The organism is Halarcobacter sp., assembly GCF_963675975.1.
GTDB lineage: Bacteria > Campylobacterota > Campylobacteria > Campylobacterales > Arcobacteraceae > Halarcobacter.
Window position 1 is genome coordinate 2232647 of record NZ_OY780939.1, and the last position, 22541, is coordinate 2255187.

18 protein-coding genes are annotated in these 22541 nt (G+C 28.3%); 7 read left to right on the forward strand and 11 right to left on the reverse strand.

The window, feature by feature from the left end; all coding sequences use genetic code 11:
* The first annotated feature begins 4 nt into the window (after positions 1–4).
* Both aceF and lpdA read left to right on the forward strand, forming a co-directional pair.
* A complete protein-coding gene (gene aceF, locus ACKU3H_RS10935; protein ID WP_320033894.1) occupies positions 5–1732 on the forward strand; it encodes a dihydrolipoyllysine-residue acetyltransferase in 1728 nt (575 codons plus the stop codon).
* Between the two features lie 9 nt (positions 1733–1741).
* Complete coding sequence (gene lpdA / locus ACKU3H_RS10940; protein ID WP_320033895.1) at positions 1742–3505, forward strand: dihydrolipoyl dehydrogenase; 1764 nt, start codon at positions 1742–1744, stop codon at positions 3503–3505.
* Between the two features lie 134 nt (positions 3506–3639).
* Here lpdA and ACKU3H_RS10945 read toward each other — a convergent pair whose 3' ends face one another.
* Both ACKU3H_RS10945 and ACKU3H_RS10950 read right to left on the reverse strand, forming a co-directional pair.
* Positions 3640–4533, reverse strand: coding sequence for a hypothetical protein (locus ACKU3H_RS10945; RefSeq protein WP_320033896.1), 894 nt, complete (start codon positions 4531–4533; stop codon positions 3640–3642).
* A 476-nt stretch (positions 4534–5009) separates the two neighbouring features.
* Complete coding sequence (locus ACKU3H_RS10950; protein WP_320033897.1) at positions 5010–5162, reverse strand: hypothetical protein; 153 nt, start codon at positions 5160–5162, stop codon at positions 5010–5012.
* Between the two features lie 479 nt (positions 5163–5641).
* On the opposite strand from ACKU3H_RS10950, the gene ACKU3H_RS10955 reads away from it, so the two are divergent.
* Together ACKU3H_RS10955 and ACKU3H_RS10960 are read left to right on the forward strand one after the other, a co-directional pair.
* The gene (locus tag ACKU3H_RS10955; protein ID WP_320033898.1) at positions 5642–6163 is read left to right on the forward strand and encodes a hypothetical protein; all 522 of its coding nucleotides are present in this window, start codon (positions 5642–5644) and stop codon (positions 6161–6163) included.
* Positions 6156–6914 (forward strand): nucleotidyl transferase AbiEii/AbiGii toxin family protein, encoded by a 759-nt coding sequence (locus ACKU3H_RS10960; protein WP_320033899.1) that lies wholly within the window; start codon positions 6156–6158, stop codon positions 6912–6914. Before ACKU3H_RS10955 ends, ACKU3H_RS10960 begins: the two co-directional genes overlap by 8 nt.
* 151 nt (positions 6915–7065) lie before the next feature.
* Here the strand turns inward: ACKU3H_RS10960 and ACKU3H_RS10965 are convergent, their stop codons facing one another.
* Together ACKU3H_RS10965 and ACKU3H_RS10970 are read right to left on the reverse strand one after the other, a co-directional pair.
* Positions 7066–7818 carry an acyl-ACP thioesterase domain-containing protein gene (locus ACKU3H_RS10965; RefSeq protein ID WP_320033900.1) on the reverse strand — a complete coding sequence of 251 codons (753 nt, stop codon included), beginning with the start codon at positions 7816–7818 and terminating at the stop codon, positions 7066–7068.
* A gap of 135 nt (positions 7819–7953) precedes the next feature.
* Positions 7954–8481, reverse strand: coding sequence for a hypothetical protein (locus ACKU3H_RS10970; protein WP_320033901.1), 528 nt, complete (start codon positions 8479–8481; stop codon positions 7954–7956).
* Between the two features lie 204 nt (positions 8482–8685).
* On the opposite strand from ACKU3H_RS10970, the gene ACKU3H_RS10975 reads away from it, so the two are divergent.
* Complete coding sequence (locus ACKU3H_RS10975) at positions 8686–10515, forward strand: ABC-F family ATP-binding cassette domain-containing protein (RefSeq protein ID WP_320033902.1); 1830 nt, start codon at positions 8686–8688, stop codon at positions 10513–10515.
* An 11-nt stretch (positions 10516–10526) separates the two neighbouring features.
* On the opposite strand, the gene ACKU3H_RS10980 is transcribed toward ACKU3H_RS10975, so the two are convergent.
* The 4 genes from ACKU3H_RS10980 to ccsA all read right to left on the reverse strand — a co-directional run bounded on the left by ACKU3H_RS10980 (position 10527) and on the right by ccsA (position 18074).
* A complete protein-coding gene (locus ACKU3H_RS10980) occupies positions 10527–11498 on the reverse strand; it encodes a diguanylate cyclase (RefSeq protein WP_320033903.1) in 972 nt (323 codons plus the stop codon).
* Entirely contained in the window at positions 11488–14334 is a 2847-nt protein-coding gene (locus ACKU3H_RS10985; RefSeq protein WP_320033904.1) for a transporter substrate-binding domain-containing protein, read from the reverse strand. The genes ACKU3H_RS10980 and ACKU3H_RS10985 overlap by 11 nt, the downstream gene beginning before the upstream one ends.
* Positions 14335–14400: 66 nt before the next feature.
* Positions 14401–15135, reverse strand: coding sequence for a response regulator transcription factor (locus ACKU3H_RS10990; RefSeq protein WP_320033905.1), 735 nt, complete (start codon positions 15133–15135; stop codon positions 14401–14403).
* A 137-nt stretch (positions 15136–15272) separates the two neighbouring features.
* On the reverse strand, positions 15273–18074 hold the full coding sequence (gene ccsA / locus ACKU3H_RS10995) for a cytochrome c biogenesis protein CcsA (protein ID WP_320033906.1): 2802 nt from the start codon (positions 18072–18074) through the stop codon (positions 15273–15275).
* 160 nt (positions 18075–18234) lie between these two features.
* Here ccsA and cmoB point away from each other — a divergent pair, with 160 nt between their 5' ends.
* A complete protein-coding gene (gene cmoB / locus ACKU3H_RS11000; RefSeq protein ID WP_320033907.1) occupies positions 18235–19149 on the forward strand; it encodes a tRNA 5-methoxyuridine(34)/uridine 5-oxyacetic acid(34) synthase CmoB in 915 nt (304 codons plus the stop codon).
* Position 19150: 1 nt separating this feature from the next.
* Here the strand turns inward: cmoB and ACKU3H_RS11005 are convergent, their stop codons facing one another.
* The 3 genes from ACKU3H_RS11005 to ACKU3H_RS11015 are packed head-to-tail and all read right to left on the reverse strand — an operon-like array spanning position 19151 to position 21633.
* Positions 19151–20125: a GGDEF domain-containing protein gene (locus tag ACKU3H_RS11005; protein WP_320033908.1), complete on the reverse strand. Its 975-nt coding sequence runs from the start codon at positions 20123–20125 to the stop codon at positions 19151–19153.
* Positions 20126–20133: 8 nt separating this feature from the next.
* Complete coding sequence (locus tag ACKU3H_RS11010; protein ID WP_320033909.1) at positions 20134–21030, reverse strand: GGDEF domain-containing protein; 897 nt, start codon at positions 21028–21030, stop codon at positions 20134–20136.
* A 9-nt stretch (positions 21031–21039) separates the two neighbouring features.
* A complete protein-coding gene (locus ACKU3H_RS11015; RefSeq protein ID WP_320033910.1) occupies positions 21040–21633 on the reverse strand; it encodes an MBL fold metallo-hydrolase in 594 nt (197 codons plus the stop codon).
* A 68-nt stretch (positions 21634–21701) separates the two neighbouring features.
* Between ACKU3H_RS11015 and ACKU3H_RS11020 the strand changes: the two genes are divergently transcribed.
* The gene (locus ACKU3H_RS11020) at positions 21702–22520 is read left to right on the forward strand and encodes a ferritin-like domain-containing protein (RefSeq protein ID WP_320033911.1); all 819 of its coding nucleotides are present in this window, start codon (positions 21702–21704) and stop codon (positions 22518–22520) included.
* Positions 22521–22541: the final 21 nt, after the last annotated feature.

Genomic DNA, 22541 nt, shown 5'->3' on the forward strand with positions numbered 1-22541 from the left:
ATTGATGAGTAAAATTGTAGATATTTTTATTCCTGATTTAGGGGCTGATAAAGACGTTGATTTAATTGACATTATGGTTAATGTTGGAGATACAGTTGAAGAGGAAGATGGACTTATAACTCTTGAGACTGAAAAAGCATCTATGGATGTACCAACAACACATGGTGGAGTTATTAAAGAGATTCTTGTAAAAGTTGGTGATAAAGTAAATTCTGGTGATTTAATCGCTAAAGTTGAAGTTGAAGAAGAGGGTGTATCTGAAGCACCAGCTGCAGAACCTGCAAAAGCGGAAACTCCAGCTCCTACAACTTCTGCACCTGCAACTGAATCTACTGATTCTTCAGCACCAATGGATTTAAAATCAGCAGAAGATGAATTAAAAGCTATTTCAGCATCTGGTGCTGAAATCTCTTGTCAGTTTGTAAATGAGCAAACTATTTGTTCAGTAGTTGAAGAGGTTTATATTCCTGATTTAGGTGCTGACAAAGATGTTGATTTAATCGATGTTATGGTTTCTGTTGGTGATACAGTAGAACTAGATGATGGATTAATCACACTTGAAACAGAAAAAGCATCTATGGATGTTCCTGCACCATTTGCTGGTGAAATTTTAGAACTGTTTGTAAAAGCAGGAGATAAAGTAAATTCAGGTGATTTAATCGCTAAGATGGTTAAAACTGTTGTTATGGAAAGTAAAGTTCCAACTCCAGCAAAAGCAGCACCAGCTCCAGCACCTGAGAAAAAAGAGGAAAAAGCACCTGCAACTGTTCAAGCAGCAGCTGCTAGTGTAACAGCTGAGAGTTCAACTGTACTTCAAGAAAAATCTAAAAAAGTATATGCTTCTCCATCAGTTAGAAGACTTGCACGTGAGTTTGGTGTTGATTTAGGTTTTGTAAAAGGTAGTGGTAGAAAAGGAAGAATCCTTAAAGATGATGTTAAAGCTTATGTAAAAGAGCAATTAAATAAACCTGCAGTTGCAGCTGGTGGAACTGGTCTTGGATTTGCCTTCCCTGAGCTTAAAGAGGTTGATTTCTCACAATTTGGTGAGATTGAAACTGTTGAACTTAGCAGAATTCAAAAAATCTCTGGACCATCATTACACAGAAACTGGGTTTCTATGCCTCACGTTACTCAATTTGATGAAACAGATATTACAGAAATGGAAGAGTTTAGAAAAGCTCAAAATGCAATTGCAGATGGATTTAAATTATCTCCACTTGTATTTGTTGTTAAAGCTGTTGCAAAAGCACTTGCAATTCATCCTAAATTTAACGCATCATTAACTCCTGATGGTCAATCATTAGTTATGAAAAAATATTTCCATATTGGTGTTGCTGTTGATACTCCAAATGGTCTTGTAGTTCCTGTTATCAAAGATGCAGATAAAAAAGGATTTAAAGAGATTGCTCTTGAGTTAGCTGATTTATCTCAAAAAGCAAGAGATGGAAAACTAAAAGCAACTGATATGCAAGGTGCAAGTTTCACTATCTCATCTTTAGGTGGAATTGGTGGTACATACTTTACTCCAATTATCAATGCACCTGAAGTTGCAATTTTAGGATTATCTAAATCACAAATGAAACCAGTATGGAACGGTGAAGAGTTTGCACCAAGACTTATGTTACCATTATCATTATCTTATGACCACAAAGTTATTGATGGTGCAGATGGAGCAAGATTTACAACTACATTATCACAATTATTAAGTGATATTAGATTGTTAAGTCTATAAGGAGTTAGAATGGGAAAAATTGTAGATATTGTTATTCCTGATTTAGGCGCAGATAAAGATGTAGATTTAATCGATGTTATGGTTGCTGTTGGAGATACAGTTGAAGAGGAAGATGGACTTATCACTCTTGAAACAGAAAAAGCATCTATGGACGTACCAACTACACATGGTGGAGTTATTAAAGAGATTCTTGTGAAAGTTGGAGATAAAGTAAACTCTGGTGATTTAATTGCTAGAGTTGAAGTTGAAGAGGAAGCAGCAGCGGAAGCTCCTGCTCCTAAAACAGAAGCTCCAAAAGCAGCACCAGCTAAACCAGCTCCTACTTCTACTGATACTAGTGGAGCAGGGGAAGTTAAAGGTCAAGTACTAGTTATAGGTGCAGGTCCTGGTGGATATTCTGCTGCATTTAGATGTGCTGACTTAGGTCTTGATACTGTTTTAGTTGAGAGACACGATACTTTAGGTGGGGTTTGTTTAAATGTTGGATGTATTCCATCAAAAGCACTTTTACACGTAGCTAAAGTTATAGAAGAAGCTGAGCATATTAACCATGCTGGTATCAAATTTGCTAAACCTGAGATTGATTTACCAGGTGTTGCAGCATACAAAAGTGGAGTTGTAAAAAGACTTACTGATGGACTTGCTGGTATGGCGAAAATGAGAAATGTAAAAGTTATCCAAGGTACTGCAAGTTTTATTGATGAAAACTCTGTTGTTGTAAATCATACAAAAGATGATGGAAAAACAGTTGTTAAATTTGATAGTTGTATTATTGCTGCTGGGTCTCAAAGTTCTAAAATGTCATTTATCCCTCATGAAGACCCAAGAATTTGGGATTCTACAAATGCATTAGAGGTAAAAGAAGTACCTAAGAAAATGCTTATCATGGGTGGTGGTATCATCGGACTTGAGATGGGTACTGTTTACCAAAAATTAGGTTCTGAAGTTGATGTTGTAATCAGAGGACCTCAAGTTATGACTGGAACTGATAAAGATATCGTTAAGGTATATACAAAAGCAAATGAAGAGAGATTTAACTTTATGTTTAAAACTCAAACTCAAGCTATTATCCCTAAAGAAGATGGTATCTATGTTGAGTTCAAAGGTGATAACGCACCAGCACCAAAAACTTATGATGCAGTTTTAGTTGCTATGGGAAGATCTCCAAATGGTCTTAAAATAGGTCTTGAAAATACTGGTATTGAAGTTGATGAAAAAGGATTTATCTCAGTTGATAATCAAATGAGAACAAAAGTTCCTCATATCTTCGCTATTGGTGATATCATTGGTGGACCAATGTTAGCACACAAAGCAGTACATGAAGGACATGTGGCAGCAGAAGTTATTGCAGGTCACAAAGTATTCTTTGAACCAAAACAAATTCCAGGAATTGCATATACATTCCCAGAAATTGCAACTGCTGGTATGAGTGAAATTGATGCAAAAGAAGCTGGAATCAACTATGAAGTTTCTTCATTCCCTTGGTCTGCTTCAGGTAGAGCAATCGCTTCTGATGTATCAGGTGCAGGTATGACTAAACTTATCTTCGATAAAGATACACACCAACTAATTGGTGGAGCAATCGTAGGAGATAACGCTGGAGAACTACTAGGAGAAATCTCACTAGCGCTAGAGATGGATTGTGATGCAGAAGATATTGGATTAACAATTCACGCTCACCCAACATTACATGAGTCTGTAGGTATGTGTGCAGAGATATTCCACGGGAGTATTACTGACTTGCCTAATGCGAAGGCTGTTAAGAAGAAATAGTTTTTTAAACTGTTTTGGAAATAAATGAAACCCATCTTCTTTTTTAGAAGGTGGGTAACGTTTAAAATGGCCAATGAATTGCCTGCAGGGTAATTTATTGGCTCCACTGATTTATTAGACAATTTATCTTCATTTTACTCTGATTTGTTTTCAATTTGTTTAATTTGAGAAGTAATAACATCTAAATTCTTGTAATCAGGAAATAGATTTTTAATTTTTTCTGGAGCCATTAGAGATGGATGCACTTCAGCACCATCTTGTATTAATTTCGCAAAGGTTTTTATTGTTGATTTCAGTCTTTCAAGTTGTTCATGTTCTATACTATCAAAATGTTTGTCTAATATAGCTTGAGCTTCATTTTCTATCAGCATATTTGTCATTTTCTTTTGACTATCAAGTATATCTTCTAAACTCTCATTCTTAATTTCCATACTTTTAACAGTTTGCTCTAATAATTTATTTTCATTAAATTTTTTTGAAATAACAGCTGCAGACCATGCTATACTTGAAATTAATGCTACAGCTGCTTGAGTACCTAAAAAAAGTTCAAGCCAAAAAGAACCAAATTCCCAATGATTTATTTTTAAAGTTCCATTAATATCTTCATTTATAATAACTTGTGAAATTGATTTTTGAAAAGTTGCCATTGTTTTAATTAATGAATCAAAATCAAGTGGCTCTGGAAGCTTTATACTAATTGATTGTTCATTAGATTTTGGTAGTAATTTTTTAAAAACTAATTGTAGTGACTGAGCACTATCGATAAGATACTTTGCTTTATTATAGATATCAAGTGCTTCTTTTTTAGGTAACGTTAATTGACGGTGAGTTGTTTGATAGAGTTTTGATTGTTTTATATAGTCGATTTCATCTTTATAAATATCTATAATTTCTATAGTTTCCAAAAAAAATTTAAATGAATCAATATTTATTAATTCAGGACTAGATAAGTGTAGGTTTTGTATATCAAGTCTTACATTATTTAATTCAATATCTTCTAAAATCTTTTCAATTTCTTTTAATCTCATATGTTCCCTTCAATTTTATATATAACTAATTATTATTAATAATACATTATATATAAATAATATATAAAAACATCTAATATCTTAACATTAAAACGTAAAGATATTAACTCAATTAAGTATTAAATAATATCAAAAGATATGCAATTATCTATGTTAGTTGTTAAGGTATATTTTAATATCTTGTCATTTTGTATGACTATTGGATGAAAATTTGATAGTTTAATAAAGTGATAAATATATATGTTGTGCTTGGGTTGAACTATTATCAAAATATTTGAGTATAAATAAACTTTTACTGTACCTCTTGGCTTTCTCAACTTTCTTTTGTGGAAAAGAAAGTTGCAAAGAAGCCATCCCTCAAAGTTTCGAAGCCGAAGGTTCCCTCGTTTATTATTTATTGTTTCTGTTTTGTAAAACAATAAATAAACACTCGGCTTCTCAAATGTGGGAAAGTGGGATATTCACCTTTGCATTTTTTAATACCATTTTATTTGAATTGGTGTAATACTCAATAAGTATTTTAAAAGTTCATGGCTAGTGTATTTTAGTCCAGAAATTAAATCTAAATCATTTATTGGAATATAAACATTAATTGTTGACTTACTTACGTCTAATCCGATAGAATACATTTCTTGAACCTTTATTTTAGTATAAAGAGTTCGTTAGGGTAGGATTTCTCCTACCTGATAATTATTATACAAACTTTAGACTTATAAAATACGAACTAGTTATAAAACTGTTCTTGTTGCCACTCAAATTTAAAGTATAACTATCAAACTCGCCATCAAGCTAATTATAAATTATTTTTTATAATTGCTTTAGTTCCGCAACGATATATTATCTTTCAAACTCTTTGGAAATATATTAACTATATTCCCTTAAATGTATTATATAAGTTCCGCAAGGCAGGAAATAATTAGAAAACTGTAGGGAACTTTAGCTTTAACAACGCGTCTGGTGGCTTTTTACCTTACTTTTTGCCACCAAAAAGGAAGAAAGCGTACTCACTTTGTGAGTACAAGAGCAAAAGGAATGCAAGTTCCTTAATGAATAAAAAATTGACATTCTAACGATATTCATATATAATGTACTATTTAAAGGATATAAAATGACACAAAAACAGATTAGTAAATATTTAGACATACCAATAGCTACACTAAATGATTGGAAAAAAGAGAATAGTAATAGAAACAAATTATATCAACTTCTAATTAATCTTGATGAAAAAGAAGTAGAAAAACTATGTCATAAAAAAACTAATCATAGATTTTTTCATATCCTAAATAGAAACATTAATGAAGATTCAAAATTTACCCAAAGCGATATCAAAAAAGCTTTTTCTAAAAAAGATTATCATGATGCAACTATCAAAGAACAAACTATTTATTCTAAATTTTTCAAAGAGCTTGAAGTAGGTGAGTTAGAAGAGTTCACAAAAGCTTTTAATGTGTCAAAAAGAGATATAAAAAGTATATATATTTCTTCTCCTTTTAGAAATCTAAAAGGTGTAGCAAAGGCTTGGGATAAAAGATTTAGATTAAAACACATTGATTTAAATAGTGAGAATAAAAAAGCTGTACCAATTGTATTACAAAATATTTTAAATAGAAAAAAACTAACACATGTATGATTTCTCAAAACAAAAAGCTATGCTTGAAGCGACACTTTTACTTCTAAGAGAGAATAATTTAGTAGATATTTCTGCTCTTGGTGGTGGAACAGCATTATCTTCTTATTATTGGAATCATAGATATTCAACAGATATTGATATTTTTATTTATGATAGAGATGATAAAAAACATTTATTGAAAGATACTAATTGGAGTGAAAGAGTTAAAGCTTCTATGGAAAATATTGGATATTCAGGAAACTTCATAAATCATCCTATATATTCAGAAATTAGTATTGATAAAGATTCAAAAATACAATTTTTTGATGTAATTAAGAAATCTAAAATACCATATAAAAAAGTTACTTTATGGGAAAATAATATCTTAATTGAAACTATAGAAGAGATTATTGCTAAAAAGATATATTATCGAGCAGATAAAGGTAATACAAGGGATTTATTTGATATTGCAGTAGCATTACATAAAGAACCTGATATTTTTACTAGAACAAGATTAAAAAAAGACAAAATTATTGCATTGTTTGAAACAGTATCTAATATAAATGATAAAGAAGAATTAAAAAGCTTATATTTAGAAGAGATAAAACAGATGAATCCAAATAGTGAATATAGTTTTTTAGCTACAAATACTATTGAATATCTTTTTTTATTACTAGAAAATATTTGTGGAGCATTTGACATGGGATATGAGTTATCTAGTGAAGAGTATAAAGAAATAGAAGAGTACACTTATACTTCTTTAGAAAAATAATGTTCTAATCCTTATGTGTAATGCATTTTAATTAACAAATCATTCTCAAAAACCTTTTTCTGTGCTTTATGTACTTTTTACAACTAAAAAGTAAGAAAGTGGACTCACCCCGTGAGTTCAAGAGATATTAGGAGTGCAAACTCTAAAAACCCTATTTTTCTATCTTTTTCCAAACAGATTTACCAGTAGCACAAACTACACCACTCTCTTTTATCTTAATAGTATGTACAAAAGAGTTCTCTTCCTCATCCCTTTTTGTTAAAGACAAAATCAAATCCCCATAATGAGCCTCTGAAATAAAACGTCCATCAATAAAGTATAAATAGTAATTGTCCAATATCTCATCAGGAATTGATTCCATAAGCCATTGTAGGTATCTTAGATTATTTACATGTTTATTTGTATCAGTATCATACATATTTACTTTAAACTCTTTTTTGTACTCAAAAGAATTAAGGGGTTCAATCTTATTGCTTATATTATGTTCAAGGGATATTTTTTCATAAGATGACCATTTTTCTATAAAATTAGGGTGTATCTTTTTAGGTCTTCTCTTTTTTATATCGTAAAATACCCACAAACCTCTGGCTCTTCCTATAATATTGTAGTTTTTATCATATATAATATTTTCTCTAAAACCTCTAATAGAATGGTATTTTGATATCCATGTTCTTATAATTATCTTTTCTTTATAAAGAGGATATCTTTTCATTTCCATTACACCTGCAAGAAGTACCCATCCAAGGTTTTCAGACATTAAAGATAGTAAATCATGACCTGCATAATAACAATGCTCCGCAGCAGTTTCTTGAAGTAAAGTTAATATAGAAATAGCTGAGGCTTCACCCAATCTATTCATCTCAAAAAATCTTAATTCAAACTCTTTATCAAAATAGTTATCCATAATAACTCCTTTAATAAACAAATATATACCTTTTAAGAATAATTGTCAAATAAAAAATAAAAGGATATTGTAAAAAGATGAATTCAGTCTAAAATATCTACTTATACTGATAAAAATAAAAGGGAAAATTAAATATTACATTATATCATCAAAATTGAATACAGATTTTAATTCTTTTATTTGATTCAATTTATTTTTTTCTAAATCACTAATTTTTTCATAATTTTCTTTTGATTCATACATTAATCGCTTGCTTGAATATACAGAAAGTTGATAACTTTTCAATTCTCCTTCAATTTTATTTTGTAAATCAATATTTTTTTCATCATACCTTTTTAACGCAAATAAATAATTTGATGTATCAATAACTAAGTTATCAAGAGTTTTTTCTTCACAAATTAGATTATTTTTCACACTTAAATAAAATAAAGCATTTTGAAGCACTTTTTTTTGTAAGTTAATATTTTTTAACATTAATTCATTTATTGAGTTTTTATTTGCTTTTTTAGTACAGTATTCAGTTCTATTTAATGCTATCTCTAATGATTTTTTATAATTTATCTCAAATTTTTCTAATGTTTTTTGTGAGTTAATATCTGATGCGTTTAGAGAAATTGTAATAAAAATAAATAAATAAATCAATTTACTTAAATTCACAACCATTTTTTAATCCTTTTAATATATAATATAAAAAATTACTTTAACTGTCATTAAATGTAATAAATATTATATTCTTATATAAATTTAGCTCTATTTATTCTCTTATTAGGATTTTTGGAAAATGATATTAAACTATTTTATAACCCACATTATCATATAATCCCATATTCAAAAAAACAATTAAATTTTTAAAAAACAAAGAGCATTATGATACAACTAAAAAACCTTTCAAAACATTATGGTGAAAAAACACTTTTTACAGATTTAAATCTTATATTAGGACAAGGCCAAAGAGTAGGGCTAGTAGGTAGAAATGGTACTGGTAAATCTACACTATTTAAACTAATACTTGGGGAAGAATCAGCTGATGATGGCGAAATTTCTATTCCTAAAGGTTATAAAATAGGTGCACTTAAACAGCATCTTGTTTTTACAGAAAAAACTCTTAGAGAAGAAACAGCATTAGCTTTAAGTGAAGATGATAAGTATTCTATTTACAAAGTTGAGAAGATACTTTTTGGTCTTGGTTTTACACACGAGGATTTAGAAAAAGATCCTTTATCTTTTTCTGGTGGGTATCAGATTCGTATAAACCTTGCTAAGCTTTTGATTACAGAGCCAAATCTATTACTTCTAGATGAGCCTACAAACTACTTGGATATCTTGTCTTTAAGATGGTTAAAAAACTTTTTAAAGAGTTTTGATGGAGAAGTTATAATTATTACTCACGATAGAGATTTTATGGATGCAGTTTCAACTCATACTATGGGAATCGTTAGAAAGTCTTTATCTATACTTGAAGGCGATACTTATAAGTTTTATTCTCAATTAGAAGCTAATGACGAACACTACGAAAAACAAAAAGAAGCACAAGATAAAAAAAGAAAAGAGTTAGAGGATTTTATTGCTAAAAATAAAGCCAGAGCCTCAACTGCTGCACAAGCCCAATCAAAAGTAAAACTACTTGAAAAAATGGATGAGATGGATGATATTGTTGAAGAAGCAAATTTAAAGTTTGATTTTAACTACAAAGATACGCCGGCGAAAGTTTTACTTGATGTTAGAAATTTGTCTTTTGGTTATATTGAAGATAATATTCTTTTCAAAAATATCTCTTTTAACCTTAAAAAAGGTGAGACTTTAGGGATTATTGGTAAAAATGGTAAGGGTAAATCTACTTTATTAAATAATATTGCTAGAGAACTTACACCTTTATCTGGGAGTATTGATTACCATGTAAGTACTTCTTATGGGCATTTTGGTCAAACGAATATTTCTCATCTAAACCCAAACAATACTATTATGGATGAGATTTATGTTGCTCAACCAAAACTTCCTGAAGCAACTGTACGGGGTATTTGTGGTTCGATGATGTTTAGTGGAGATGATGTAAAGAAAAAAATCTCACTTTTATCAGGTGGCGAGAAAAGTAGGGTGATGTTAGGACAGATTATTGCAAAAGATGTAAATCTGTTGTTTCTAGATGAGCCTACAAACCATTTAGACATGCAATCGATTGATTCCCTTACTGAAGCTATAAAAAACTTTTCTGGCTCAACTATAGTTGTTACACACAGTGAAAAACTATTAAGAGAGGTTTGTGATAGATTGATTGTGTTCTCAAAAGAGGGTGCTGATTGTTTTGATGGAACTTATGATGAGTTTTTAGAAAAAATTGGTTGGGATGAAGAAGAGATTGAAGAGAAGACTAAAAAAAACCCTAAAGTAAACAAAAAAGAGAACAAAAAACTAAGAGCATCAATAATTCAAGAAAGAAACAAAATAACAAATCCTCTTAAAAAAGCTGTTGAGAAATACGAAGCAGAGATTATCGAACTTGAAGATTATATAGAAAAAGAGCAAGCAGAACTTATACAAGCTTCTAATGCTGGAGATAACAGTAAAGTAATTGAGCTTTCAAAAAATGTAACTACAAGTGAGAAAAAAGTTGAAGAGTTGTTTGAAAAGTTAGAAGAAAACCAACTAGAACTAGATGAGATAATGGAAGAGTATGATAAAAAGTTAGAAGAGTTATAAACTCTTCTTTTTTAACAACAAACTCTATTTTTACCTTGTTCTTTTGCTTGGTAAAGATTGTAATCAGCTTTTTGTATTAAGCTTGTGATATTTTCACCTTTTTCATATGAAGCAACACCAAAGCTTGCTGTAACTTTTTCTACCTCTTCAAAAAAATTATTGGCAATTTTATCTTTTATTTTATTTGCTAAAATACAACTTTTTTGTGTGTCATAATTTTCACATATTATGATAAACTCTTCTCCTCCCCATCTTCCAACGATATTTTCTTTTTCTACATTCGATTTAAGCAAGGTTGCTATAGTTGTAAGAACCTTATCTCCAATTATATGTCCATAAGTGTCATTGATACTTTTAAAATTATCTATATCTAAAAATATAATTGATAAATGTTGTAAATTATAACTATCTATCTTTTGAAAAGATTCAAAAAGTTTATTGTCTATATATCTTCTATTGTATATTGATGTAAGTTTATCTGTAGTGGCTAGTTTATTTAAGATAATATTATCGTTTTTTATCTCTTTATATTTGTTTTCTAATTCTATATATGATGTTTCTCTTTTAATTTTACTTATAACAGAAGATAGGGTATTTACTAGAATTTCATACTCTATTGGCTTTTGAATAAACTTATAAATACCTATATTTAATAATTCCAAAAGTTTATCTGATTCTGTATGTGCAGAGATAACCAAGATAAGTTGATTTGGATTTTTTTCTATTAAACATTTCGATAAGTCAATACCATTAAGTTTTGGCATACTTATATCTGTAATAACTAAATCATAGTACTTATTGTTCTCTTTTTTGAAGTTATTATATTTTTCTAAAGCAATTTCCCCATCACTGGCTTCATCAATATTAGGGAAAAAGTTATTAAACAATTTAAATAATTGAACTTGTACATCTTTATTATCTTCAACAAATAAGACATTAAGATTTTTACTAAAAATTAATAGATCTTTTATATTATTCAACATTTCTTTTCTCTTTTCTTTGTAAAACTGGTAATTCTATTGAAAAAACAGCACCATTGTCTTTATTTGTAACTTTTAGATTTCCATTACAGTGTTCATTAATAATTATTTTACTCATATATAGTCCTAGCCCTGTACCATCTTTTTTATTTTTAGTTGAAAAATAGGGGTCAAATATTTTTTCGATTATAGATTCTTTTATTCCACCACCATTATCTGCTATATTAATTACAACAGTTTTTTCATCTTTTTTATAAGTATTTATATAAATTTTTCTATCAAAGTCTTTTTTATCTATTAAGGCATCTTCAGCATTTTTTAGAAGGTTTAATATCACTTGTTGTAATTCACTAGGGTAGGTATAAAGATTATAGTTATTGTCTAAATTTTTTATTAATGATATTGATCTTGCATCTAAAGAGGTTTTAATTATAGATAATGATTTCTCAATTATATCATTTAGTTCAAATACAACTTTTTCTTTATCTGATTTAAAAAAGTTTCTGAAATCATCAATAGTAGAAGAAAGATATTGTGAATAATCTGTTATAAGTTTTAGCTCTGTGTCAAAATATTTTTTATCTATCTCATCTTCTATAATCATTTTTAATACAAGATTATTTGTTGTTGCTGATATGGCAGAAAGGGGTTGTCTCCATTGGTGTGCAATCATAGAGATCATTTCACCCATTTGTGCTAGTCTGCTTTGTTGTATTAGTTGTTGTGTATTTATCTCGTTTTTTTCTATCTCTTCTTTAACTTTTTTTTCTAGATTTGTATTTAAATCTTCAAGTTTTTGTTCTAGAAATTTTCTATTGGTAATATCTCTAATTACGCCATGAATAACTTTTCTTTCTTCAATCTCTATAGCTGTAAAAACTATTTCAGCCCAAAGGTTTTCATTTGAACCATTTGTAAAAACCCATTCAAAATTTACAACCCCATCTTTTAGGGATTTATTGATATATTCTTCTGCTCTTTGTTTTGAGCTTACTCCACAGGGTTGTTTTGGTGGAGATAATTCATCTATAGTTTTATTTAGAAGTTCATTTTCTTTGTATTGTAATATTCTTATGGCAGACTCATTGCAACTTGATAAAATCCCATTATTAAGTAAAATAACTCCATCTGCAGATTTATTATATATATTTTCAAAAAGCAGTTTTTGTTTTGCCAATTCTATTGTTTTATTTTCAATCTCTTCATTTGCTTGGGTTAATTCTTTATTTAATTTATCTAAAATATAGTGTCTATAAGCAACTATAGATATTAATAAAAATAAAATAGTTACAGTTTCCCAAAAATATTTAAAATCAAAAATAGTTCCAAAAGAGATAGTTGTCCATTTATCTGAAATCTCTTTGTATTGATTCTCTGTAATTAGATTTAATGATTTATTTAATATATTTAATAATCTTGTATTATCTTTATTTACAGCCATATTTACACTATATGACATATTTGTATATCTTGAGATATAAAGATTTTTCATAGCATACTTAGATATATAGTATGAAGCAATAGGAAGTGGCTCTAAAGCAAAATAAGCTTGCCCAGAACTTACTGCTTCTAATGCTTTTCTATGGGAACTTGCATATATCACTTTTATATCTGGGTTAAGGGATTTAATAAAAGGTATTAGTTCTGAGTTTTGTTTTAAAGCAATTGTTTTATCTAAAATATTGTTTAAACTTGAAACTACAGGTTTATTGTTTTGGGTAATAATTGCTAATTTATAGTTAAGAAAAGTTTTTGTTGTATTTGCAAAATCTATAAGATCACTGCTATTTGTAACTGTAGAGATAAAGTCACATTTTCCTGATTTTAAATATTGTTTAGCATCATACCAAGATAGAGTATCTATATGATCTAGTCTCATATTAGTTAAATCTTTTATTTTCTCAAGAATATCTATAACAATACCTTTATAATCATCATTTTCTTTAAACTCTATAGGTTTTATATCATCCCTTGTACACACTCTAAAAACTTTTCTATTAGCTATATAATTAAGTTCATCTTTGTTGAAAAAGTTTTTTGCTATTGGTGTTATATCTTTTGTTCCGAACCATTTTCTTTTTAGATTCAATAATTCAGTATCTGTAACACTTTTTTGTGCTTTCTCTAGTATCTCTTTTAATATTTTGTTTTTTTTAGCAACACCTATACGTATTAAACTAACCATTCTATTATCATCAACATAATTTGTAGGAATTATTCCAGAAATATTGTTTTGGGCAATTATGTAATCAATTACATTTTTCTTTCCAATTGTAGCATCAGCTTTTCCAAGAGATAACTCTTTTAAAGCTTCTAATGAGTCTTTTACTAAAATTTGTTTTATCTCTGGATAATATTTTTCAATGGCTTTTTGAGCAAAAAATCCTTTTGGCATAATAATAGTTTTATTTTTTAGTTTTTCAAGGGAATCAATATTTTCATGGCCTTCTTTTACATATATTGCATTTACAGCGGTATGGAATATTGAGGTAAATTCAATTGTTTTTGATCTTTCACTGTTTTTTGAGATATTAATCATAGCATCAATATCACCAGTTTGTAGCATATTCATAAATTGATCCCATGAAGGACCTGAAATATACTCAACATCTATATTAAGTTTTTTTGCTAAAAGATTCATATAATCTATAGAAAAACCTTTTGCTACACCATTTTCATTATAATTAAAAGGGGGCCAGTTTAATTCATTGTGTAGTTTCAAAGGAGTTTTATTATCTAAAAAATCTTTTTCTTCTTGAGTAAGATTTAAATTTGTATGGGAAAATAAATTTGTAGTTAATATTATGATTAGTAAAAAGCTTAGATTGATTAGTTTCATAATACTCTCATTATTAGTTTTTTAGAATTTTATCTAAAGAGTGTCTCACAATTGTCTCAAAATATATTAATCGTTTTTAAAGTTTAGTTTATATCCATGACCATAGATTGATTCAAATAGTTCATAACCTAGTTTTGTTTTTAATCTTGACATTAGGTTTCGAACTCTTTTACTATTTGAAGTCAAATCATCAAAAACATAAGATTCAATTTCTTCATAAGTTTTAAGTGAACCTTTTGAATTGGAAAAAAGTTTAAAAAGTTTTATTTCTGATTTTGTTAATTTTATTATCTCTTCATTTTTAAAAAGAGCATTCTCTTCATCATTCCAAACAAAACCATTTTCTAAGGGTAAGACATGTTCATTTAAACTTGATAAATCCTCTTTTTCAATCAAATTCATCAAAGAATTTGAAATCTGCTCTGCATTGTAAGGTTTTAAAACATACCCTACAATACCAGCATCAATAGTTTTTAAAAAATAATCTGTTCTACTGTGAGCTGAAAATATAAGTATTGGAATTTTTTTATCTATTTCTCTAATTTTGTTAATCATTGAAATACCATCAATCTCAGGCATCTCTATATCTGTAATAATTAAATCCAATGAAGAAGATTCATATTTGTTTTTTTCTTTAAATATAGACAAACCTTCGTTTCCATTGACTCCAACAAGAATATTATCAAAAAAAAGATTTAGCATTTTTAGAGTTTGTTCTCTAACATCAATATTATCTTCTAGATATAATACATTTAATTTTTTTGTAATATTGATAATCTTCTTTAATTTTTCTTGATTCATTTTAACCTTCGAGTTATATTAAGCTTAATTAATTATGTTAGGAAACTAACTTCATATAATATTAAAAAAAAGATTTAAAGTAAGTTAACTTAGGCGAATAATCGCCTAAATTATTATTTTGTGGTAGAAAGTAACAACTATTTGGCAGTTAGATCTCTGTTTTTATATGCTAATGCAATTGTAACAAATACAGTTGCTGTCACATAATAAACCCACATTGGAATTGGAACAGGGTCACCTGTTGCATATGAGTGCATTCCTGATAGGTAGAAGTTAACTCCAAAATATGTCATTAATATTGTTGCAAAAGCTAAAAGTGATGCAACTGAAAATGTAAATTGATTATTAAACACTTTTACAAATCTTAAGTGTACAACTAAAGCATATACTACAATTGAAACATAAGCCCAAGTCTCTTTAGGATCCCATCCCCAATATCTACCCCAAGATTCATTTGCCCAAACACCACCTAAGAAGTTACCAATAGTAATTGCACTTAAACCAATAATTAAAGCAATTTCATTTATAGCTGTAATATATTTTATATTTTCATCTAAGTGTGGTCTTCCTTTTCTAAATATAAACATTATAAGTGACATAAATCCAAGAATTGCTCCAAGTCCAAAGAAACCATAAGAAGCTGTTAATACTGAAACGTGGATTGTAAGCCAATAAGATTTAAGTACAGGTACTAAGTTTGTAATTTGAGGGTCAATACTTGTTAAGTGTGCTGTAAACATAAAAATACCTGCAACAATAACTCCTGCACTTAATGCAAGTAATGATTTTCTAAAGAAAATAACAGCTGCAAACACTGCTGACCATGAGATATATAACAATGACTCATAAGTATCAGACCAAGGTGCATGTCCAGAAATAATCCATCTGAATCCCATACCAAAAGTATGAAGTGCAAAAAGAAGTGCTAATATAATAAAAAATACAAATGTTGTTTTTTTAGGTTTGATTTTAGGATTAAATACAACAATAAATGCAACAATCAACATAATTAAACCAAGAATCATATATGCAACTGTTAGTTTAGGAAATATTGATAGTTTGTTAAACATAATCTCATTGTCTATTTGAGATTGAGGAGGCATAATATCAGAACCAACTTTTGTTTGATATTGAATAATCATATCAATAAATTTATTTGATAACTCCCAGTTTTCACTGATAACTGAGTTTATAAATCCTCTAATTAATGATTCAATAGCTATTTGATTATCACCTGTAAATGTATTCATAGCTTCTAAAGGATTATACCATCTGTTATTATCATTACCATTTTGTTGAGGGAACATTCTAAATAGATTACCATTATAAACCAAATATGAGATATTTAATTTCTCATCAAGTTTAATAATCTCTCTTTCAAAAGTTCCTCTTTCATTTGGTTTTGCCATTGAGGCAGTTTGTGCTTCTTGCGTAAGGATATATTTTCCATCTTTGTCAAAAACTTCACCAAATGCTAAGTATTTTCTAGATTGCTCAATCCCTAAAACTTTTTTTAGTTTTGGAGTTTTGATTTTAAGCATTTTAACATTTCTCCAAACTTCAGGACGTGTTAGCATACCTAATACAATCTGATCCGCATTCATACCAAACATTGAGCTTTTTCCAGTTAATTTACTTACAATCTCATGGTTTAGTGTGTTTAATGGTTTCATTCTTCCACCATTACTTTGTACTACAATTTTAGAAAATTTCTCAGCAGTCTCTTTTGAAGTAGTTTGGAAATTTTCTAAATAAGCTGTCATATCATTTTTAGTTTTTTCAAAATCTAAGCCATGGTTGTTTTGCTCTTCGGCATATAAAGAGTTTGGTGAAAAAGATAATGCTAATACTGTAATAATTGCAGCAGCGGAATTTCTAGTACTTACATATTTTGTCATTTTCCAGAATCTTGATTTTTTATCAAATAGATTCCAAATTAATCCTAATGTTAATAAAAAGTATCCTAAATATGTCGGCCATTTACCTGGGTCATTGTTTACAGACAATATTGTTCCTTTTTCATCTTGGTCATAAGAACTTTGGAAAAATAAGAAGTTTCCTTCATGTAAAGTTCTATTCATAAAAATTCTATAATCATATTTTTTGCCATCTTTTTTTATTACAGTTACTTCAGAAGCATAAGATGATGGAGCCATACTTCCAGGATATCTATCTAGTTGAAAATCATTAAGTGCAATAGAAAAAGGTAATTCAAGTATTTTTGAACCATATTCTAACGTTACAACTGTATCTCCAAAGTCTTCAATTTTTGGAATTCCTGTTTGACCTCTTTTACCTGGTAGTCTTACAGTTTTTGTTTGACCATTAAGAGTTAAGTCTACTGTTAAGATACCCATTTCAGCTTTACCTTTTTTACTTACTAGGTAATTTACATATTTTACATTTAATGTTTTATCATTAAATTTAATATCATGTTCAAATCTGTTTTGGTATTCACTTAAAAGTTCAACAATTCCAGTTGAAGTTTCACCCTCCATACCTTTTCTTAAAGCTGCAGCTGCAAACTCTTTTTGGTATTCTTTATAAAAACTTCCATTTTCTTGTTTAATTTTAATTTGTAAGTAAGGTTCTAGAGATATCATTCTGTTTTCCACTGCACCTTCACGTATATGAATAATACCTTCATATCCAATATATCTAGTTGCTCCTGCACCTAAAAGTATTACAACGAATGAAAGGTGAAATATAAATCTACCTGGATTTTTCCACATTTTAAATTTAATAATAATACCAATTAGGTTTATTGTGGTAAGAACTAATGCTGCTTCATACCAGATATTATTATATACAAGTACTCTTGCTGTTGATGTTCCAAAATCATTTTCAATAAAAGTTGCGATACCTGCACCTAATGCTAAAATCGCAAATAGGGATATGGTTAACTTAAATGAAAACAATAGTTGCCAAAGTTTCTTCAATATAAATCCTTTTCTAAATAATGCTAAATTATACATTTACAATATGAACTTAACGTGGAGAGTTAGTCATATTTGAAAAATTTTGTAATTATAACTAAAAAGAGGTTCCTAAAACCTTGATTGTAATCATCTATTTAATAAATTAACAATATAATTACACATGGATTTAGAAGAATTAAAAAAGAAAAAAGACGAATGTCGATATTGGAAAAATGTTAACCCTTGGTTTGAACAATTACAAAAAGTTTTTGAGCTAAAAAAAGGTAATTTAAAAGTTGATTATGGAGATTGGTTTAGTGTTGGACGAAAAGAGAATCTAACAGATCAAGAGTTTGCTCTTATAGAAGAAACAGCTAAAAAATTAATTCCATGGAGAAAGGGTCCTTTTAATATCTTTGGACTTGAAATTGATAGTGAATGGCAAAGCAATATAAAATATAATCTTATTAGACCTTATTTTAATTTAAAAGATAAAGTAGTTGCTGATATAGGGTGTAACAACGGTTATTATATGTTTAGAATGTTGGAAGACAAACCAAAAAGATTGATTGGTTTTGATCCTTCACCTTTAACATTACATCAATTTGAGTTTATAAACCATTTTGTTAAATCAGATATAATCTATGAGATGCTTGGAGTTGAACACTTAGAGTTTTACAACCATACTTTTGATTTTATATTTATGTTGGGTGTTTTGTACCATAGACCAGATCCAGTTGGAACTTTAAAATCATTGGCTAGAGGATTAAATAGTAAGGGTGAGATTTTAATTGATACTTTTATGATAGACGGTGAAGATGAAATTTGTTTAACACCAAATAAAAGATATTCAAAGATACCAAATATATATTTTATACCAACAATTCCCGCATTGAAAAACTGGTTAAGTAGGGCAGGATTTGAAAATATTGAGGTTCTTGCTGTAACAACAACTACAAGTGAAGAACAAAGAAAAACTGATTGGTCTTTTGATCAAAGTTTAGAAGACTTTTTAGACCCAAATGATAGAACTAAGACTGTTGAAGGGTATCCTGCACCAAAAAGAGTTTATATGAAAGCAAGAAAGATACAATAAACTAGAAAAGTTCTATTGTATCTTCAACTTTTAACTCTTTGTAGTTAAAAAGTTGACTTCTCCCTCTGTTTTTAGCTTCATATAAAGCTATATCTGCATTTTTTATTGTTTTATCTATTGAATCATCTGGATTATGTGTTTCAAAAATATCAATACCTACACAAACAGTTTTTTTAAGTACTTGTCCATCTTCAGTTACAGGTACTTCAACTTTTGCAAAACTCTCAATAATATTTTGAGAGATTTTTAATATCTCATCTTCACTATTTGAGCTTAGCATAGAGATTAAAAACTCATCTCCACTAAGTCTAGCTACCATATCAAATTCAGAGATATTAGTATGTATGATTTTTGCAAGTTCAACTAAAACTTGGTCAGCTATATCATGGTCAAATTCATCAATTACAGCTTTAAAATGATCAACACCAACCATTAAGAAATAGATTGTTTTATAATCTTTTTTTGATAAAGCCATTTGTTTATTTAAATTTTCTATTAAATAGTGTCTATTATAAACTTTTGTTACAGAATCTAAAGATAAAGTTTCAATAAAGTTTTTCTTAATAATTCCATTTTGTAATATTGGAGATATTTGAAATAATGCAGCTTCTATAATATTGTATTGACTATCTATCTCATTGAAGTGTTCTTTTGATGTTGCAGAAAATGAAACAATAGCATTTAAATTTGTATGAGTATTTACTATAAAAAAGAATGATAAAGAATCATCTAAATAAAACTCTTCACCCTCTATAAATATATTTTCCCTATTATTTCTTTCTATATCAAATAGGGCAAAAGTTACATTATCTATATCAAAATTTGTATGCAACCACAAATAGATATCTTCAGCCATTTGTTTAATATTTGATGAGTATTGAAGCTGATCATATAAATGATATATTTTTTCTAATGCTTTGAAAGCTTTTTCATCATTCGCAGACTTTTTAATCAGTTCTAAAATACTGTTTTTCATAATTTACCTTAAAATAATTCTATTTTTCCATTGTCTTTTTCAAACTTGAAAAATTGACTTCTTCCTCTATTCCTAGCTTCATATAAAGCTATATCTGATGACCTGAAAATCTCTTCAACTTTTTCTGCATCATCTGGATAGATAGAAATACCTGTACAAATAGTTTTCATCAATGTCTGATTTGTATCATCATCTACAACAACTTTAACATCTCTAAAATTTTCTATAATTTTATTTGCAATCATTATAGCATTGTTTTCATTTGTAATGTTGTGTAGTACAATTAAAAACTCATCTGACTCTATTCTAGCAATTATATCTGATTTTCTTACTGAATTCTCTAAACTTTTTGCTAACTCTTTTAAAACCTTATCTCCAACTTCATAATTAAATTCATCAATTACTGCTTTAAAATGGTCAATCCCAACTTTTAAAAATGCAATTTTTTTATGTTCTCTTTTTGACAGAGGAAGTACAGTTTTAAGGTATTCATTAACATATTGTCTATTATATAAACCTGTTAAATTATCCTTTAAATTTGATTCAACTAGTTTAAATTCAAGATACCTATTATATAAGGTTTGAGAAATTATTTTAAATATGATTTCTACAAATTCTATAGACTCAATTATGTTATTTTTTGATAAGTCGTCATAGTAAATTGAAATAGTTAAATTATCTTTTCCATTTAAGTTAATATCAAAACTCTTTTTTTCTAAATTTTTTTCTTCTTCAAAATTTTTATAGATTAGAGTTTCTTTTAATTTAACTTCTAAAAAATCAATTGATAAATCATTTTTTAAATAAGAAGATATATATTCAAGCACATCTTCTAATTTTTTTATAGTAATTAAATGGTCATTTAAAGCAATTGCAGTTTGAAAATTATATTTATCCATATTCATAACTAATTCCTATAAATAATTCTTCCAGTTTTCTAAAGAAGCTCTTTCTTGATTTAAAGAAGTAGCTTGTCCATGACCTGGGTATATTCTGATATTTTTATTCCAACTTAAAACTTTATCAATACTATTTTTCATATCATTTGGATTTGAAAAAGGAAAATCTGTTCTTCCTATAGAATTATAAAATATAAAATCTCCTGAAAATAGGTTGTTGTCTATTTCTATTGCAGAGCAACCAGGGGTATGACCTGGGAAAAAATGGTATTTTATTTTTGTTCCATCAAAATCTAATTCTTCATCCTCTTCAACTAGATAATCAGGTGTTGAAGGTGGCATACCAAGACCATAAGGATCTTGCTTTAACATAAATTCATCTTGTTTTGGTGTATAGATTTTTATGTTTAACAGTTTACTTAATTCATCATTTGACCATACATGATCAAAATGCCCATGCGTATTTAAAATTGCAACAGGATTTGAAACATTTTTTTTCACCCAATTTGTAGCTCCGACACCTGGGTCTATAATAAAATCTTTCCCATCAACTGTAATAATGTAACAATTTGTTTGATAATCACCCATTGGTTGAATTTTAATGCTCATATTTCCCTACTATATTTAATTTGTAATTAGTTATTATAGTATATATAATTGAAGCTGTAAGGTAGATTATGAATTATTATAAATTATTAGAAAATATTGTTTTAACCTCAAAACCAGAGGATAAGATTGCTAAATTCAAAGAGTTTTATGAACATTTTAAAGGCAATAAATTATATATGGAAAAAAATTATTTACCATATAAAATGGAAAAACCATCATATGCAAATATATTAAAAATTGTATTACCCCAAAAATCAAAACAAAGAAAATATGTAAATACAAAAGAGGGCAAAATCAATCTTCTTCATACAATTGCACATATTGAGTATTCCGCAATTGATTTAGCTTTAGATGCAGCACTAAGATTTCAAAATATGCCAGAAGATTATTACAAAGATTGGTTAGAAGTTGCAGATGATGAGATTAGACATTTTTTGATGATAGAAAAACTATTAAAAGAGTTAGGATCTTTTTATGGGGATTTAGAAGTTCATACAAATTTATTTGAAGCTATGAAAAATACTCCGGATATAGTTTCTAGAATGGCTGTAGTGCCTAGATATTTAGAAGCAAATGGACTTGAACAAAATCCAAAAATTATGGAAAAATTAAAATCAAATCCAGATAGTTTTAATAAAAAGATTCTTGATGCTCTAAACATAATACTTGATGAAGAGATAACCCATGTTTATAAGGGTGACAAGTGGTTTAAATATGTATGTAAGCTTGAAAATTTGGAACCTGAAAAAACATATATAGATATGTTAGAAAAAGTGTTTCCAGGGAGTACTAGTAAAAAATATCATTTGAATTTTGAAGCAAGAAAGAAAGCAGGATTTTCTTGTGATGAATTAAAATTTCTTTCCAAATCTAAAGATTGTAATTAGATAAAAATTTAATACTTAACT